Below are 15,881 nucleotides of genomic sequence, written 5' to 3' on the forward strand. Positions count from 1 at the left end.
ATCGAGATGTCCTCGATGGCCTTGTGGCTGCCGTAGAAGGCGGTGAGGCCGCTGACGTCGATGCGCTTGGCCATGTGAATCACTCCGGCGGCCGCTTCGGCGGCCGCTTCCGCCGGCCGGCCGTGGGGGCCCGGCTGCCCGGGACCCGGCCGGCCAGGCAGCGGTGCATCAGCGGACGGCGGCGCCGGTGTCCACGGGACGGTCCGGGGACGGCAGCCCCGCCAGGCCCGGCGGCAGCGCCGCCGTGTGCACGACGCCCAGCCGCTGGGTCGCCCGGGTGAGCGCGACGTACAGGTCGTTCACCCCGAACTCGGCCGGCTCCGCCACGATCACCGTGTCGAACTCCAGCCCCTTGGCCTGCCGCGGGTCGAGCAGGACGACCGGACTGGTCAGGTCGGGGACCGGGCCCGACGAGGCGTCCGGCAGGGCCGCGGCCAGCGCGGCGATCCTGCCCGCCGGGGCGATCACGGCGGTCCGTCCCTCGTCGCGGCGCTCCCGCGCCACGGCCTCGGCGGCCGCGCGCGGGAGGTCCTCCGCGCGCACCGCCCAGGGGCGGCCGTCCGCGGACCGGATGGAGCGCGGCGGCTCGAAGGACGGGTCCGCCGCCCGGGCCACCTCGGCCGCGACCTCCATGATGGGGGCGGGCGTGCGGTAGTTGACGCCCAGCCGGACATGCTCCCAGCGGTCACCCACATACGGTGCGAGGATCGCCTCCCAGGACCCGCAGCCACCGGGCTCCGCGGTCTGCGCCGGGTCGCCGACCAGCGTCATCGAACGGGTCGGGCAGCGCCGCATCAGCAGCCGCCACATCATCGCGGACAGCTCCTGCGCCTCGTCGACGATGATGTGGCCGAACGCCCAGGTCCGGTCGGCGGCGGCGCGCTCGGCGGCGCTGCGGTGGTCGGCCTCCTCGTGGCGCTCGGCGAGCCGCTCCGCGTCGACCAGGTTGTGCGCGGCCAGCACCTCGGAGTCCTCGTCGTCGCGGTCCTCGAACTCCTGGGTGCGGGAGCCGTACGACAGGTCGAGCACCCCCTGGGCGTACGCGATCCGCTCCTGCCGCTCCGCCTCGGCCAGGGCCCGCGCCGCGGAGTCGTCCTCGCCCAGCAGCTCCGCCGCCTCGTCGAGCAGCGGGACGTCGGCGGGGGTCCAGGCGCCGCCGGTGCGGCGGATCGCCTCCGCGTCGGCTTCCGGGAGGTGGACCGGGTCGGCGAGGAAGTCCGCGACCAGCTGCTGCGGGGTGATCATGGGCCACAGCTCGGCAATGGCGGCCCGGACGTCGGCGCTCACGGCAATGGCCTTGCCCAGCTGGGCGATGTCGTCCGGACCGAGGAGATTCGGCCCGCCGAAGGGGTCGGCGCCGATCCGCTCGGTCAGCTGCGCCGTCAGTGCGTCGATGACGCGGAACGCGAAGTGCGGGCGGGCGAGATTGTGCGGCAGCCGGGTCGCGCGCGCCGCCTCCCGCGCCCGGGACACCAGCTCGGCGTCGAGCCGGAGTTCGCCGTCGTCGTGCCCGATCACGATCTCCGCGTCGGGGAGCAGCTGCCGGTCCGCCACGAAGCGCGCCAGCGCGTCGGCCATGGCGGTGCCGCCCTTCACCGCGGCGGCCTCGGGGGAGTCGGTACCGGTCGCGGTCACCCCGGGGAACAGCTCACCCGGCGTGGCCATCAGGACGCCCGTCTCGCCGAGCGAGGGCAGCACGGCCGCGATGTAGCCCAGGAAGGTCGGGTTGGGGCCGACGACCAGCACGGCCCGCCGGGCCAGCAGCTCCCGGTGCGCGTACAGCAGGAACGCGGCCCGGTGCAGCGCGACCGCGGTCTTCCCGGTGCCGGGGCCGCCCTCGACGACGAGGGCACCGTGGTGCGGGGCCCGGATGATCCGGTCCTGCTCGGCCTGGATGGTCTGCACGATGTCCTGCATCCGGCCGGTGCGCGCCGCGCCCAGCGCCGCGAACAGCACGGCGTCGTCGTCGCCCTCGTGCCCGGTGCGCTCGGGGTCGGCGAGGTCCAGGATCTCGTCGTGCAGACCGGTGACGTGCCGTCCCTCGGTGGTGATGTGACGGCGGCGGCGCAGCCCCATCGGGGTGTGCCCGGTCGCGAGGTAGAACGGGCGCGCCACGTCGGCCCGCCAGTCGAGGACGAGCGGGGTGCGGTCCGCGTCGTCGCGCCGGATGCCGATCCGGCCGATGTGGTGGTCCCGGCCGTCACGGAAGGCGAGCCGTCCGAAGCAGAGCCCGTGCTCGCCGGAGTCGAAGGCGGCCAGCAGCCCGGACTGCTCGGCCACCAGCACATCGCGCTCGATCCGCGCCTGGAACGTGCTGCCGGTCGGGGCCAGCGCTTCCCGCACCGCCGACTCGGCCCCGTCGCGCAGCTCGGCGAGGCGTTCATGAAGCAGATTCAGGAATTCCTGCTCGTCCTGCAATTCCGCGTTTGACAATTCAGCTCCCGCCCGGATATGATGAGTTCATCAAAGCTTCTCCATGTCTTCCAATTCAGATGCATGGAATCCCTTAATATCGCAGAGAAAAGCCCCGGCCGTCAAATGCGGTCCGGGGCTTTTGTGGTGGTGGGTGCGGTGCACTGTTCCGCGGTGTCCGGTCGCCGCCGGGCCTTTCGCCCGCGGATTCCGGGATTCCGAGGGTGCCGCATTCTGTGGTCCGCCGATTTCCGGGCGCCGGCGGCCGGTCCGCGACCGGCCGCCGACCGCCGTTCGGAGCGGCCGCCCCCGCCGCTTATGCCTCTGCCGTGTACGCCTCCGCCCCGTCCGTTCCGCGGCCCGTCCGTCCCGTGTCGCGTCCGTTCCGCGGCGGACGGGGCGTCACGTCACGCCGGCGGTGCGAAGCCCGCGTCCCGCAGGGCGCTGACGACGGCCGCGGCGAGTCGCGCATGCCCGGCGTCGTTCGGATGTACCCCGTCCACCAGGTCCTCCGGTCCCAGCAGCGGGGCGCCCGGCAGGAGTGCCAGGTGCTTGTCGCCGGCCGCGATGCGTTCGTTCACCGCCGACTCCAGGGAGCCGCGGAGTTCGGACAGCGTGGCTCCGGCGTCGTTCGGCCGGTCCTCGGCCTCGGGGCGGAGCACCGGGGACACCACGAGTAGCGGGGTGTCCGGCCGGTGCTCGCGTACCAGTGCCAGGAAGAGCCGGGTCGTCTCACGCAGCAGGTCCGACGAGTGCGGGACGGCGGACCAGCAGTTGGTGCCGAAGGCCAGGGTCAGCACATCGGCGGGCAGCGCCGCCAGTTGTTCGGCGCAGGCCAACTCGCCGCGGCCCGCGCCCGCGTAGCCGAGGTTGGTGTGGTCCAGCTCCAGGGCGCGGGCGGCCACCGCGGTCCAGGCCAGGGAGGGGCGGCTCGCGAACCAGCCCTCGGTGATCGAGTCGCCGTACACCGCCCAGCGGGGCCGCGGCGGCGCGGGGGCGACCGTTCCGGTGCCCGGGCCCGTGGACGGTCCGGCAGCCGGACGGACGCCGAGCAGCCGGGGGGAGAGGGACTCGGGCAGGTGGAGGGTGAAGGGGCCCGTGCCGCCGGGCAGCGGTACGCGCACGGTGGCGTCCGCGCAGGGGCGCGCGGGGATCCGGACGAGTGCTTCGCCGGACCGCCGGAGTTCGAAGGCCGGAGCCGGGTCGCGCAGCTCCTCGGCCGGGCCCGGTTCCCCCGCCGTGTACCGCACCTCCAGCGCGGTCGCCCCGTCCGCCGTGAACTCCAGCCGGACGCCCGCCGGGATCTGCGCCCGCTCCCAGGTGTCCAGCGGCAGCCGCAGCCGGTCCTCGGGGTCGGCGCGCACCACCCGCCCCTCGTACCGCCAGGGAGCACCCCGGAGGAAGGGTTCCGGGTCGAGCCAGCCGTCGTGCATCGGTCACCGCCGTTCATGGTTCGGAATGTCACCTCTACCCCGGAACGGCCTCCGGGCACCTGTGGCGCTCGGCCTCCGGTTCCGGCGCCGCGGTGAACTGCCCCCCGGAATGCGGGATTTCCGGCTTCCTCCCGGATGGCGGCGGCCCCGGGAATTCGATGGCTCGCGCCGCTCCCCGGTGGGACGCTGAGTCGATGGATGATGAATCGACCATCGACGATGCCGCTGTGTCCGCGTTCGTGGAGCAGGGTTTTCTGCGGGTGGAGGGGGCGTCGTGCACGCCGCCCAGGCGCACCGGGGCACCGAGCCGCGCTTCATGGCGCAGCCGCCGCTGGTTCCCCGGCCGGGGGAGGACCCGAGCATCGAACGGGCCGACGGGGCCACTCGCCGGTGGAAGCCGCGATCCGCCGGGGGCTCGGACGCTGACGCGGGGGCGGGGGCGGGGGCGGAGGCGCAGCGCCGCGGGTGCCGGCTCCGGCGGGACCGGTTCCACCCCGGTCGGCAGGTGCCGGGACCGGTCCGGCCGTGGCGGCTCGGCCCGCGGTCCGCGGTCCGCTGTGGCAGCCCGGCTGCCCGGCTGCCACAGCCGACCGCAGGTGGTCGGCCGACCGCCCGTGCGCCGGAAGCGGAAGCTCCGAACGGGCTTCCCGAAGGGGGTCGAAACCCGGGCGGAATCGTGCACTCCGGAGGTCTCGCGGCACTGTGTGACGGACCGGACGCGGAGCGGTCGAATTTGCTGATTCATGCGATGACCTGCAACGATTCGCCGTGCGCGCGACCTGGGCGCAACGATGGTGCATGAATGCGCAAGGTTCGTGCATTACGGGGCGGAGCGCCCGCCTCATAGGGTCGTGCGCTGTACGTGGAGTGGCGGGGACCGTCTGCTCGGCGGTCTCCTCTCAGCTGCGGGCTCCTCTGCCGTGCCCGCACGGACCCGCCGCTGGGTCGCCGCCGCCTGACCGGCAGCGATGAAGGAGCCACCCCAAGTGTTGGACCACGGTTCAGCCCCAACCGCCGCGGACCGCGACCCGTCGCGGCCGGCGCCCGCAGGCTTCGGTGCCCGCCTCGTGCGACGCAAGCCCGTAGAACGTCTGGTGGCCGAGGGCGGCCAGGGCGAGGGCGGCTCGCTGCGGCGCTCGCTCGGCATGTGGCAGCTGACGATGATCAGCATCGGTGCCACCCTGGGCACCGGCATCTTCGTGGTTCTCGGCGAGGCCGTGCCGAAGGCCGGCCCCGCCGTCACCCTCTCCTTCATCATCGCGGGCCTCACCGCGCTGTTCTCGGCGCTCTCCTACGCCGAGCTGGCGGGCACGATCCCGGTCTCCGGCTCCTCGTACTCCTACGCCTACGCCACCCTCGGCGAGCTCGTCGCCTGGGTCTGCGGCTGGTGCCTGATCCTCGAGTACGGCGTCTCCGTCGCGGCCGTGGCCGTCGGCTGGGGCGAGTACCTCAACGAACTGCTGGACGGGACGCTCGGCTTCACCATCCCCGACGCGCTCGCCGCCCCGCCCGGCGACGGCGGCATATTCAACCTGCCTGCGCTGCTCGTGGTGCTGCTCTCCATGGCGTTCCTGCTCGGCGGTGCCCGTGAGTCCGCCCGCGCCAACGCGATCATGGTCGCGGTGAAGATCGCCGCGCTGGTGCTCTTCTGCGCCGTGGCCTTCGCCGGCATCCGCGCCGGCAACTACACCCCCTTCATGCCGCTCGGCATGGCGGGTGTCAGCGCGGCCGGCGCCACGCTCTTCTTCTCCTACATCGGCTTCGACGCCGCCTCCACCGCCGGTGAGGAGGCCAAGGACCCCAAGCGCGACCTGCCGCGCGCGATCATGCTGTCGCTGATCATCGTCACCGCGCTGTACGTCCTGGTCGCCGCGGTCGCCGTCGGCGCCCGTCCGTGGAAGAAGTTCGAGGGCTCCGAAGCCGCCCTCGCCGGGATCATGAACGAGGTCACCGGTCAGAGCTTCTGGGGTGTCCTGCTCGCCGCGGGCGCCGTCATCGCCATCGCCAGCGTCGTCCTGACCGTGCTCTACGGCCAGACCCGCATCCTGTTCGCGATGTCCCGGGACGGTCTGGTGCCGAAGGTGTTCTCCAAGGTCAACCCGCGGAGCGGCAACCCCCGCGCGAACACCGTGATCGTCTCGCTCTTCTGCGGCGTGCTCGCCGCCGCCATCCCGCTCGGCCAGCTGGCCGACGCCACCAGCATCGGCACCCTCTTCGCCTTCGCCCTGGTGAACATCGCGGTGATCGTGCTGCGCCGCACCCGGCCGGAGATGGACCGCACGTTCCGGGTGCCGCTGTCCCCGCTGCTGCCGCTGATCGGCTTCGGCTTCTGCGTGTACAACATGTTCAGCCTCGACTCCGTGACCTGGGCGGTCTTCGGAGCGTGGATGGCTGCCGGGCTTGTGTTCTACTTCGGATACGGCATGCGCCGTTCCCGATTGGCCACAGCAGAGAAGTGATCCACCCGCAGTGCGACTGAACGAACTCGACGAACGCATCGTCCACGCCCTCGCCGAGGACGCCCGCCGCAGCTACGCCGACATCGGCGCGGAGGTCGGCCTGTCCGCGCCCGCCGTCAAACGGCGCGTGGACCGGCTGCGGGAGCAGGGAGCCATCACCGGTTTCACGGTGCGCGTCGACCCCGCCGCGCTCGGCTGGGAGACCGAGGGCTTCATCGAGATCTACTGCCGTCGGAACACCTCGCCCGAGTCGATCCACCGCGGCCTGTCGCGCTACCCGGAGGTGGCGTCCGCGTCGACCGTGACCGGTGACGCGGACGCCATCGTCCAGGTCTTCGCCTCCGACATGCGTCACTTCGAGCGGGTGCTGGAACGCATCGCCGGGGAGCCGTACGTGGAGCGGACCAAGTCGGTGCTCGTCCTCTCCCCGCTGCTGCGCCGCTACAGCTCGGGCTCGCCCGCCTGACCGGCCGCGCCGGCCCTCTCCGTCACCGGAATCCTTCCCTCCCCGAGTACGCCGCCGTTCCACGGGATACCCGGGCGGGTGTGGTGATCCGCCACGGGAATCCGCCGGGAAGGGGCCGCGTCCGTGTACTTCGTCGACACGCTGAGGACCGAGGGGCTGGGCAACCACAGCTACCTGGCGGGCGGGCGCCGGACCGCCGTGGCCCTCGATCCACCGCGTGACATCGACCGGGTGATCGCCGCCGCCGCGCGCCGCGGCGTGCGGATCACCCTGGTCGTCGAGACCCATGTGCACAACGATTACATCACCGGCGGGCTGGAGCTCGCCCGCACGACCGGCGCCCACTATCTGGTGCCCGCAGGGGCCGCGGTGGCGTACGCCCGGGAGCCGGTCGCCGACGGGGACACCGTCGCCGTCGACGCGGGCCTGGAGCTGCGGGCGCTGGCGACGCCCGGCCACACACCGCACCACACCGCGTACGTCCTCGCCGAGGACGGCCGGGCGGTGGCCGCGTTCACCGGCGGCTCCCTGCTCATCGGCGCCGTGGGCCGCACCGACCTGGTCGACCCCCGGCTGACCGAGCCGCTGGCCCGCGCGCAGCACGCCTCCGCGCACCGGCTCGCCGACGAACTGGCCGACGAGGTGCCCGTACTGCCGACCCACGGCTTCGGCAGCTTCTGCTCCTCCTCGCCGGTGACCGGCGACGAGACCACCATCGGTGCCGAGCGCCGGCGGAACGCCGCGCTGCTGGAGGACGTGGACACCTTCGTCACCACCCTGCTGGCCGGCCTGGACGATGTGCCCGCCTACTACGCCCACATGGGCCCGGCCAACGCGGAAGGGCCTTCGCCGGTCGATCTGACACCGCCGCGGCCCGCCGACGCCGCCCTGATCGCTGAACGGCTGGCCGCCGGGGAGTGGGTGGTCGATCTGCGCAACCGGGTGGCGTTCGCCGACGGTCACGTCGCCGGGACACTGAACTTCGAGGGCGACGGGCAGCTCGCCACCTATCTGGCCTGGCTGATCCCCTGGGGGAAGCCGGTCACCCTGCTCGCCGGGACAGCGGAGCAGATCGCCGACGCCCAGCGCGAACTGGTCCGCGTCGGCATCGACCGACCCGCGGCGGCCGCCACCGGCACACCCGCCGACTGGCTGCCCGACGGCGAGGCACCCCGGTCCTTCCCCCGCGCCGGCTTCGCGGATCTGGCCGCGCTCCGGGCACGCGGGGCGGAGGACGTGGTGGTCCTCGATGTGCGCCGGGCGTCGGAGCGGGCCGAGGAACGGATCGACGGCGCGGTGCACATCCCCGTCCACGAACTCCACGGCCGCCTGGGCGAGGTGCCACCGGGCACCGTGTGGGTGCACTGCGCGAGCGGCCTGCGCGCGGCGATCGCCGCCTCCCTGCTGGACGCGGCCGGGCGGGACGTGGTCGCCGTCGACGACGGCTTCGACGCGGCGGGGAAGGCGGGCCTGCCGGTGCACCGGGCGGCGCGATCCTGATCCGTCGTCCGGGCTCCGGCCCCGGCCTGTTCCGGCGCGCTGCCGGTCCCTGACCTTAGGGCCTTCCCGCACCGCCGGATCGCTCCGCCCGTCCGGCAGGACACCGCTCCGGCGCTCGGTCCGGCGGCCCGGCACCCGCGTCGGATCCGGCCGCCGGATCGAGCCTGCGTCGAATGGGGCGAATGCCTGCAGAGGTGACGGAGTGGCCCATGGTGTCGCCGGGGCCGGAGTGACGTTCGTCATTTTGCCCGCCACCAGCGCTTATTCCCTGCTCCCCGGCCGGATACGGTGCGGGTCCGGGTACGGTGACCCAGCGATAGCCGAGGCCCGGTACCCCTGCCTCCCGCACCCGTACCAGCCCCCCGGGGAGATCATGCGCCGGCGTTCTGGCCAACCCACCATCCGCACGCGGATCGTGACCCTGACCCTGATCCCCACGGCCGCGCTGCTCGGTCTGTGGACGTTCGCCATGGTGACGATGACCGGGGACCTGCGGGCGCTGATCCGTCTGCAGGGGGTGTACGAGCAGTTCGGCACCCCGGTGGACACCGCGGTCGGCCAGATCCAGATCGAACGGCGGCTGTCCGCCGAGTACCTGGGCGCGCGGAACGGCACCATGCGGGTGGCCGATCTGACGAAGCAGCAGCGCCGCACCGACGAGGCCGTGCGCGCCATGCGGTCCGCCCTGGGGCACCCGGAGCGGGTGGAGGGGCTCACCGAGCGCCAGAGCTCCTCCCTGGGCGCGATGGTGGACGCCGTGGACGGGCTGCCCGCGCTCCGTGAGCGGGTGATCGACCGCAAGGTGAGCTGGGACCACGCCGTCGACGGCTACACCGAGATGGTCGAACCGACCTTCGCCGTCCAGTCCTCACTGACCGCGCTCCAGGCCGGACACCTCGCCCGCGAGGCGCAGGTCGTCGTCGAGCTCGTCCGGGTGCGGGAGTTCGTGTCCCGGGAGGACGCCCTCGTGGCGGGGGCGAGGGCCGCTGGACGGTTCGACGCCCGGCAGTACCACGAGCTCACCGCCACCATCGAGGACCGGCGGGTGTTCCAGCGGACCTATGTCCCCGCCCTGCCGGAGGACTCCCGCACGATGTTCGACACGTTCGAGCGCAGCCGTTCCTACCGGTCCCTCACCGCCGCCGAGGACACCCTGCTGACGGTGGGCCGGGAGCGCGCCGGAAGGGCCGTCGCCGTCAACTCGTGGCGCACCACCACGGACCGCGCGGTCGACCGCTACATGCGGCTGTGCAGCGACGCCGCCCGGAACTCCGCCGCCCGCGGCCGGGGCTTCGCCGTCGAGGAACTGCTCCGGGCCGGTGTCGCGGGCGGTGTCGGGATGGCCGCGGTGGGCCTGTCCCTCTGGCTGTCGGTCCGCACCGGCCGCCGGATCGCCCGCCGCCTCGAGGACCTGCGGGACGCGGCCGATGTGCTGGCGACCCGTCAGCTTCCCGATGTGATGGCCCGGTTGAGCGCCGGTGAGGAGGTCGACGCCGCGGCCGCGGCCCCGCCGCTGTCCTACGGCGACGAGACGGCCGGGAAGGACGAGCTCGGCCAGCTCGGCAGCGCGCTGAACACCGCGCGCCGGGCCGCCGTGGAAGCGGCGGTCAAGCAGGCGAGCCTGCGCAAGGGCGTCTTCGCCGTGCTGCTGAACATCGCCCGGCGCAACCAGGCGCTGGTGCACCGGCAGTTGAAGCTCGTCGATACCCTGGAGCGCCGGACCAACGACCCGGATGTGCTCCAGGAGCTCTTCCGTATCGACCATCTGACGACCCGGATGCGACGGCACGCCGAAGGCCTGATCATCCTCTCCGGCGCGGCCCCCGGCCGCCGGTGGCGCAACCCGGTCCCGGTGGTCGAGGTGGTCGGCGCGGCGGCCGGCGAGATCGAGGACTACGCGCGGGTGGTCGTGCCGCCCATGCCGGCGGTGGGCGTCGTCGCCGAGGCCGTGGCCGACGTCGTGCACCTGATCGCGGAACTCATCGAGAACGCCACGGTCTTCTCGCCGCCCCACACCCAGGTGACGATGCGGCTCGGGGACGCCCGGCACGGCTTCGTGCTGGAGATCGACGACCGTGGGCTCGGCATGGACATCGCCGAGCTGGAGGAGGCCAACCGCACCCTGGCGCGGGCCGGTGACTTCGACCCGGCCCAGACCGAGCGGCTGGGGCTGTACGTGGTCGGCCGGCTCGCGGGCCGGCACGGGATCGGGGTGACCCTCTGCCGGTCCCCGTACGGCGGCACCACGGCCGTGGTGCTGCTGCCGCACACGATCCTCGCCGAGCTGCCCGCGGAGGGGCGGGGCGCGCCGCGGGGCGGCCGGAAGGACACGCCCGCGAAGGATGCCCGGGCCGTGGCGGGGAACGCCCTGGAGGGCGACCGCGCGCCGGGCGGCCCTGCCGCCGTGCCGGAGCCGGCGGGCGGGGACGTCCGGGCCGCCGCACCGGGCGCCGGGCCCGCGGGGCGCGGCACCACGTCCGCCGAGCCCACCGGGCCCGCAGGACCCGGCGCAGCCGCCGAGCCCGCACCCGCCGAGCCCGCAGCCGCTGGGCCTGCACCGGACGCGCCCGCCCCCGCCGAACCGGCATCCGCCGGGCCCGCCCCCGCCGAACCGGCATCCGCCGGGCCCGCGCCGGACGCGCCCGCGCCCGCCGCGCCGTCCGGAACGGACGGGCCGGCTCGGGCCGTTGAACACCACGGGCTTCCCCGGCGTATGAAGAGGCCGGAGCCCCTCCCGCAACGCGAGGCACCCGCCGCGGAGGCGTCCACGGACGCAGCCCGGACGACGACCGAGCGGACCGGGAGCGCGGGCTCCGGCAAACTGCCCACCCGGATCCGCCAGGCCAGCCTGGCGCCCCAGCTGCGCACCGACACCCGGGCGCAGCCGGAGGGATCCCGGGGGGAGAGCACGACGGAGGGCCGGGGCGGAGAGGACAGCGGCGGAGAGGTTTCACCGGAGGAAATGGGCGCGATCTTCGGCGCCTTCCAGCGCGGACTCAGGCGGGGACGCGACAGTGAACCGCAGCAGCCGGACACCGACCACGGGAGCGAACAATGACAGGCGAGAAGCCGAACACCCCTGCCACGGCAGGTGAATTCGACTGGCTGCTCGACGATCTGGTGGCCCGCACCGACCATGTGCGCCAGGCCGTGCTGCTCTCCTCGGACGGGCTCGCCACCAGCTCCTCCGAGGGCATGCCCACCCAGGACATCGAGCATCTCGCCGCGGTCTGCTCCGGCTTCCACAGCCTCGCCAAGGGCGTGAGCGAACGGTTCGGGGCCGGATCGGTGCGGCAGACCATGGTCATGCTGGAGGACGCCTACCTCTTCGTCACCCAGGCCGGTGACAGCAGCTGCCTGGCGGTGCTCGCCGATGTGCAGACCGACGTGGGGCAGCTCGGCTACGAGATGTCGCTGCTCGTCAAGCGGGCCGGCCGCCACATGGTCGCGCCCGCGCGCTCGGCGTCCGAGGCCGCCGGCAGATGACGGAATCCGACGACGGGGCGGCGCACTGGTACGAGGACGAGACCGGGCCCATGGTGCGCCCCTACACCGTGACCCATGGCCGGACCCGTCCCGACACCGACCACCCCATCGATCTGATGGCACCGATCACGGCCGTGGAGGAGGCCGAGCCGGAGCAGGCGCTCGACCATGCCCGGACCTCCCTGCTGGAGCTGATCCGGCGCGGTTCCCGCCCGCTCGCCGAGCTCGCCGCCGACGCCGACCTGCCCCTCACCGTCGTCCGGGTCCTGCTGGGAGACCTGGTCGACGCCGGGCTGGTCCGGATCGGCGCGGCCACCACCCCCGCCGACCGGCCCGACGCCGGGCTGCTCCGCGAGGTCGTCGCACGGCTGCGCGAGCTGTAGCACAACGATTCACCGCGAAGCCGCCCCCTCGCGCAATGGATCGTGCGGCAGTGGCAATGGACGTGCCTTGTCCGGCTGTGAACGCGGACCGTACCGTCGATGCGTCACCCCGACAGACCCGCACGTCCCAGCGAAGAGGTTCCATGGCGCCGCTGCGCATCGCGCTGTTCCAAGGCCCCGGCGGCGTCCCGCACACCCGCGAGGACAGCCTGGCCGCTCTCTCCGACGCCGCCCGGCGGGCGGCCGGGGCCGGTGCCCGGCTGCTGGTCACCTCCGAGCTGTACCTCACCGGGTACGCCGTCGGCGACGCCCTGCCGGACCTCGCCGAGGAGGCCGACGGCCCCTCCGCCGGGCGGGTCGCGGAGATCGCCGCCGAGCACGGGGTGGCCATCGCCTACGGCTACCCGGAGCGCAGCGGCTCCGCCCTGCACAACGCCGCCCAGCTGATCGGCGCCGACGGCACCCGTCTCGCGAACTACCGCAAGACCCACCTCTTCGGCGACTTCGAGACCGGATCCTTCGTCCCCGGCGACCGGGCGGTCGTCCAGGCGGACCTCGACGGCGTCCGCGTCGGCCTGCTGATCTGCTACGACGTCGAGTTCCCGGAGAACGTCCGGGCGCACGCCCTGGCCGGCACCGAGCTGCTGCTCGTCCCCACCGCGCTGATGCGCCCGTACGAGATCGTGGCGCAGACGGTGCTGCCGACCCGTGCCTGGGAGAGCCAGCTCTACATCGGGTACGCCAACCGCTGCGGCCCCGAGGGCGACTTCGACTTCGCCGGGCTGAGCTGCCTCGCCGCGCCCGACGGGACGGTCCGCGCCCGGGCCGGCGCCTCCGGTGACCTCGTCGTCGCCGACGTCGACCCCGAACTCCTCAAGGCCTCCCGCGCGGAGAACACCTACCTCGGCGACCGCCGCCCCGAGCTGTACGGCTCGCTCGGCTGACCCGGTCCGCCCCCACCCCCGCCAGCACGTCCCCCCCCCCCCGCAGTAGGAGAGTCCCGCCGATGACGTCCACGGTGCCCACCGCCGTCCACGACGAGCAGCACGCCGAAGCCCAGGCCGAGCCCCCCATCACCATGTTCGGCCCGGACTTCCCGTACGCCTACGACGACTTCCTGGCCCACCCGGCCGGTCTCGGCTCCATACCGGCGACCGAGCACGGCGCGGAGGTCGCGGTCATCGGCGGCGGCCTGTCCGGCGTCATCGCGGCCTACGAGCTGATGAAGATGGGCCTCAAGCCGGTCGTCTACGAGGCGGACCGGATCGGCGGTCGGCTGCGCACGGTCGGCTTCGAGGGCTGCGACGAGACGCTGACGGCCGAGATGGGCGCCATGCGCTTCCCGCCGTCCTCCACCGCCTTCCAGCACTACATCGACCTGGTGGGCCTGGAGACCAAGCCGTTCCCGAACCCGCTGGCCCCGGACACCCCGTCGACCGTCGTCGACCTCAAGGGCGAGTCCCACTACGCCACCTCGGTCGAGGAGCTGCCCGAGGTGTACACCCAGGTGATGAACGCCTGGAACGCCTGCCTCGACGAGGGCGCCGACTTCTCGGACATGCAGCGGGCGCTGCGCGAGCGCGACGTCCCGCGGATCCGGGAGATCTGGGCCCGGCTGGTGGAGAAACTGGACAACCAGACCTTCTACGGCTTCCTCTGCGAGTCGGAGTCCTTCAAGTCCTTCCGGCACCGGGAGATCTTCGGCCAGGTCGGCTTCGGCACCGGCGGCTGGGACACCGACTTCCCCAACTCCATCCTGGAGATCCTGCGCGTCGTCTACACCGGAGCCGACGACGACCACCGCGGCATCGTCGGCGGCAGCCAGCAGCTCCCGCTGCGGCTGTGGGAGCGCGAGCCGGAGAAGATCGTCCACTGGCCGTACGGCACCTCGCTGCAGTCGCTGCACGGCGGGGACCCGCGCCCGGCCGTGACCCGGCTGCACCGCACGTCGGGCAACCGGATCACCGTCACCGACGCCACCGGCGACATCCGCACCTACCGCGCGGCGATCTTCACCGCGCAGAGCTGGATGCTGCTGAGCAAGATCGACTGCGATGACTCGCTCTTCCCCATCGACCACTGGACGGCGGTGGAGCGCACCCACTACATGGAGTCCTCCAAGCTGTTCGTCCCGGTGGACCGGCCGTTCTGGCTGGACAAGGACGAGGACACCGGCCGCGACGTGATGAGCATGACGCTCACCGACCGCATGACCCGCGGCACCTACCTGCTGGACAACGGGCCGGACGAGCCCGCCGTCATCTGCCTCTCCTACACCTGGTGCGACGACAGCCTCAAGTGGCTGCCGCTGAACGCCAACGAGCGGATGGAGGTCATGCTCAAGTCGCTCTCGGAGATCTATCCGAAGGTCGACATCCGCAAGCACATCATCGGCAACCCGGTGACGGTGTCCTGGGAGAACGAGCCCTACTTCATGGGCGCGTTCAAGGCCAACCTGCCCGGCCACTACCGCTACCAGCGGCGGCTGTTCACCCACTTCATGCAGGACCGGCTGCCCGAGGACAAGCGGGGCATCTTCCTGGCCGGCGACGACATCTCCTGGACGGCGGGCTGGGTCGAGGGCGCGGTGCAGACGGCCCTCAACGCGGTCTGGGGCGTGATGCACCACTTCGGCGGGGAGACCGACGCCACCAACCCCGGCCCCGGCGACGTGTACGACGAGATCGCGCCCGTCGAGCTGCCGGAGGACTGACCGGCACCGGCGGCCGTGACCCCGGGCCGCCGCCGCGTGAAGCGGCGCGGCGGCGGCCCGTATCCATGCCTCGTATCCATGCCCCGGGGCCGAGCGCGCACGGGGCTCGGGCAGCCGGACCGGGCGGGTCAGCGCAGCGGCGTCAGCAGGAAGCGCCCGACCAGGCCCACCCCTTCGTCGATCCGCTCGGTGAACTCCCCGGCCAGCTCCTCCAGGTGGCGCAGGCTCCACAGCACCCGCGCGGCCGCCCAGGCGCCGGTGCGGGCCCGCTCCAGGGACCACGATCCGGCCAGATGGGTCATCGGGTCGGCGATGTCCAGCAGGTCGGGGCCGGGCATCAGGTCCTCCCGGATCCGCTCCTCCAGGGCCTGGAGCACATCGCCGACCCGCTCGAAGTCGGCTTCCAGCGCCGCCGGTTCGCAGTCCAGCGCGTGGCAGGTGTCGACCACGGCCAGTGCCAGATCGTGCCCCACATGGGCGTTGATCCCGGCGAGGGCGAACTGCAGCGGGTGCACCCCCGGATGACGGCGGTGCCGGAAGAGCGGCCGCCAGCACGCCGGGGGCCGGAGCCCGGCCGTCTCGGCGTCCACCGCCGCCAGATAGCGACGGGCGAAGCGGGCCGCCAGCTCCGAGGCGAGGAACGGGGTCCGGAACCAGCCCGTGGAGCCGCGCCGGGCGATCTCCTCGGTCACCGTCAGATACACCCGGTTGAAGACGGCGACCCCGTCCCGCTCCGGCAGCGCCGCGTCCAGCACCCGCATCCGCGCGGCGACCTTGCTCAGCGCGGGGGAGACCTCGTCGGCCGGCGCCGGAGAGACCGGTGCCCGGAGGAGCTGCCCGCCCAGCGCCGGGGAGGAAGGGGAGCGCGTTGTCGTCATGCGCACAGGGTGACAGGACGTACCGGCGGAAACGGCCCTTACGGAACAGTGTGACCGGAACGGCGTAACCGGGGGTATCGTGCGCTCCCGCCCGTGGCCGGGCAGGGTGTCCCGTCCGGCCACGGGCGGGAGCAGGCGCCGGGGCTCCCCG

General features: G+C 73.4%; 11 protein-coding genes and 1 pseudogene. 9 read left to right on the forward strand and 3 right to left on the reverse strand.

Annotation, left to right across the window (positions count from 1 at the left end):
• Nucleotides 1-168 precede the first annotated feature (168 nt).
• The gene (locus ABT112_RS29905) at nucleotides 169-2,418 is read right to left on the reverse strand and encodes a HelD family protein (protein ID WP_502975485.1); all 2,250 of its coding nucleotides are present in this window, start codon (nucleotides 2,416-2,418) and stop codon (nucleotides 169-171) included.
• A 401-nt stretch (nucleotides 2,419-2,819) separates the two neighbouring features.
• Nucleotides 2,820-3,845: an SGNH/GDSL hydrolase family protein gene (locus ABT112_RS29910; protein ID WP_351514876.1), complete on the reverse strand. Its 1,026-nt coding sequence runs from the start codon at nucleotides 3,843-3,845 to the stop codon at nucleotides 2,820-2,822.
• A gap of 271 nt (nucleotides 3,846-4,116) precedes the next feature.
• On the opposite strand from ABT112_RS29910, the pseudogene ABT112_RS29915 reads away from it, so the two are divergent.
• The 9 genes and pseudogenes from ABT112_RS29915 to ABT112_RS29955 all read left to right on the forward strand — a co-directional run.
• Nucleotides 4,117-4,271 (forward strand): annotated as a pseudogene (locus tag ABT112_RS29915) (phytanoyl-CoA dioxygenase); the annotation flags it as partial.
• 560 nt (nucleotides 4,272-4,831) lie between these two features.
• Entirely contained in the window at nucleotides 4,832-6,304 is a 1,473-nt protein-coding gene (locus ABT112_RS29920) for an amino acid permease (protein WP_351514877.1), read from the forward strand.
• Between the two features lie 10 nt (nucleotides 6,305-6,314).
• Entirely contained in the window at nucleotides 6,315-6,770 is a 456-nt protein-coding gene (locus tag ABT112_RS29925) for an Lrp/AsnC family transcriptional regulator (protein WP_351514878.1), read from the forward strand.
• A gap of 123 nt (nucleotides 6,771-6,893) precedes the next feature.
• Entirely contained in the window at nucleotides 6,894-8,270 is a 1,377-nt protein-coding gene (locus ABT112_RS29930) for an MBL fold metallo-hydrolase (RefSeq protein ID WP_351514880.1), read from the forward strand.
• A gap of 415 nt (nucleotides 8,271-8,685) precedes the next feature.
• A complete protein-coding gene (locus ABT112_RS29935) occupies nucleotides 8,686-11,328 on the forward strand; it encodes a sensor histidine kinase (RefSeq protein WP_351514882.1) in 2,643 nt (880 codons plus the stop codon).
• Nucleotides 11,325-11,756 carry a roadblock/LC7 domain-containing protein gene (locus ABT112_RS29940; RefSeq protein ID WP_351514884.1) on the forward strand — a complete coding sequence of 144 codons (432 nt, stop codon included), beginning with the start codon at nucleotides 11,325-11,327 and terminating at the stop codon, nucleotides 11,754-11,756. Before ABT112_RS29935 ends, ABT112_RS29940 begins: the two co-directional genes overlap by 4 nt.
• Nucleotides 11,753-12,139, forward strand: a complete 387-nt coding sequence (locus ABT112_RS29945) for a DUF742 domain-containing protein (RefSeq protein ID WP_351514886.1) — start codon at nucleotides 11,753-11,755, stop codon at nucleotides 12,137-12,139. Before ABT112_RS29940 ends, ABT112_RS29945 begins: the two co-directional genes overlap by 4 nt.
• A gap of 143 nt (nucleotides 12,140-12,282) precedes the next feature.
• Nucleotides 12,283-13,083 carry a carbon-nitrogen hydrolase family protein gene (locus ABT112_RS29950; RefSeq protein ID WP_351514888.1) on the forward strand — a complete coding sequence of 267 codons (801 nt, stop codon included), beginning with the start codon at nucleotides 12,283-12,285 and terminating at the stop codon, nucleotides 13,081-13,083.
• Nucleotides 13,084-13,145: 62 nt separating this feature from the next.
• Nucleotides 13,146-14,852 carry a flavin monoamine oxidase family protein gene (locus ABT112_RS29955; protein ID WP_351514890.1) on the forward strand — a complete coding sequence of 569 codons (1,707 nt, stop codon included), beginning with the start codon at nucleotides 13,146-13,148 and terminating at the stop codon, nucleotides 14,850-14,852.
• 128 nt (nucleotides 14,853-14,980) lie between these two features.
• On the opposite strand, the gene ABT112_RS29960 is transcribed toward ABT112_RS29955, so the two are convergent.
• A complete protein-coding gene (locus ABT112_RS29960) occupies nucleotides 14,981-15,730 on the reverse strand; it encodes a DUF5995 family protein (RefSeq protein ID WP_351514892.1) in 750 nt (249 codons plus the stop codon).
• Nucleotides 15,731-15,881: the final 151 nt, after the last annotated feature.

Source organism: Streptomyces sp. NPDC002055 (assembly GCF_040296705.1).
Classification (GTDB): Bacteria; Actinomycetota; Actinomycetes; order Streptomycetales; family Streptomycetaceae; genus Streptomyces.

Bases quoted from the DNA above. Each gene is read 5' to 3' on its own strand.
- ABT112_RS29910 (WP_351514876.1), bottom strand. From the start codon at position 3,845: ATGCACGACGGCTGGCTCGACCCGGAACCCTTCCTCCGGGGTGCTCCC.
- ABT112_RS29940 (WP_351514884.1), top strand. From the start codon at position 11,325: ATGACAGGCGAGAAGCCGAACACCCCTGCCACGGCAGGTGAATTCGAC.
- ABT112_RS29945 (WP_351514886.1), top strand. From the start codon at position 11,753: ATGACGGAATCCGACGACGGGGCGGCGCACTGGTACGAGGACGAGACC.
- ABT112_RS29950 (WP_351514888.1), top strand. From the start codon at position 12,283: ATGGCGCCGCTGCGCATCGCGCTGTTCCAAGGCCCCGGCGGCGTCCCG.
- ABT112_RS29955 (WP_351514890.1), top strand. From the start codon at position 13,146: ATGACGTCCACGGTGCCCACCGCCGTCCACGACGAGCAGCACGCCGAA.
- ABT112_RS29960 (WP_351514892.1), bottom strand. From the start codon at position 15,730: ATGACGACAACGCGCTCCCCTTCCTCCCCGGCGCTGGGCGGGCAGCTC.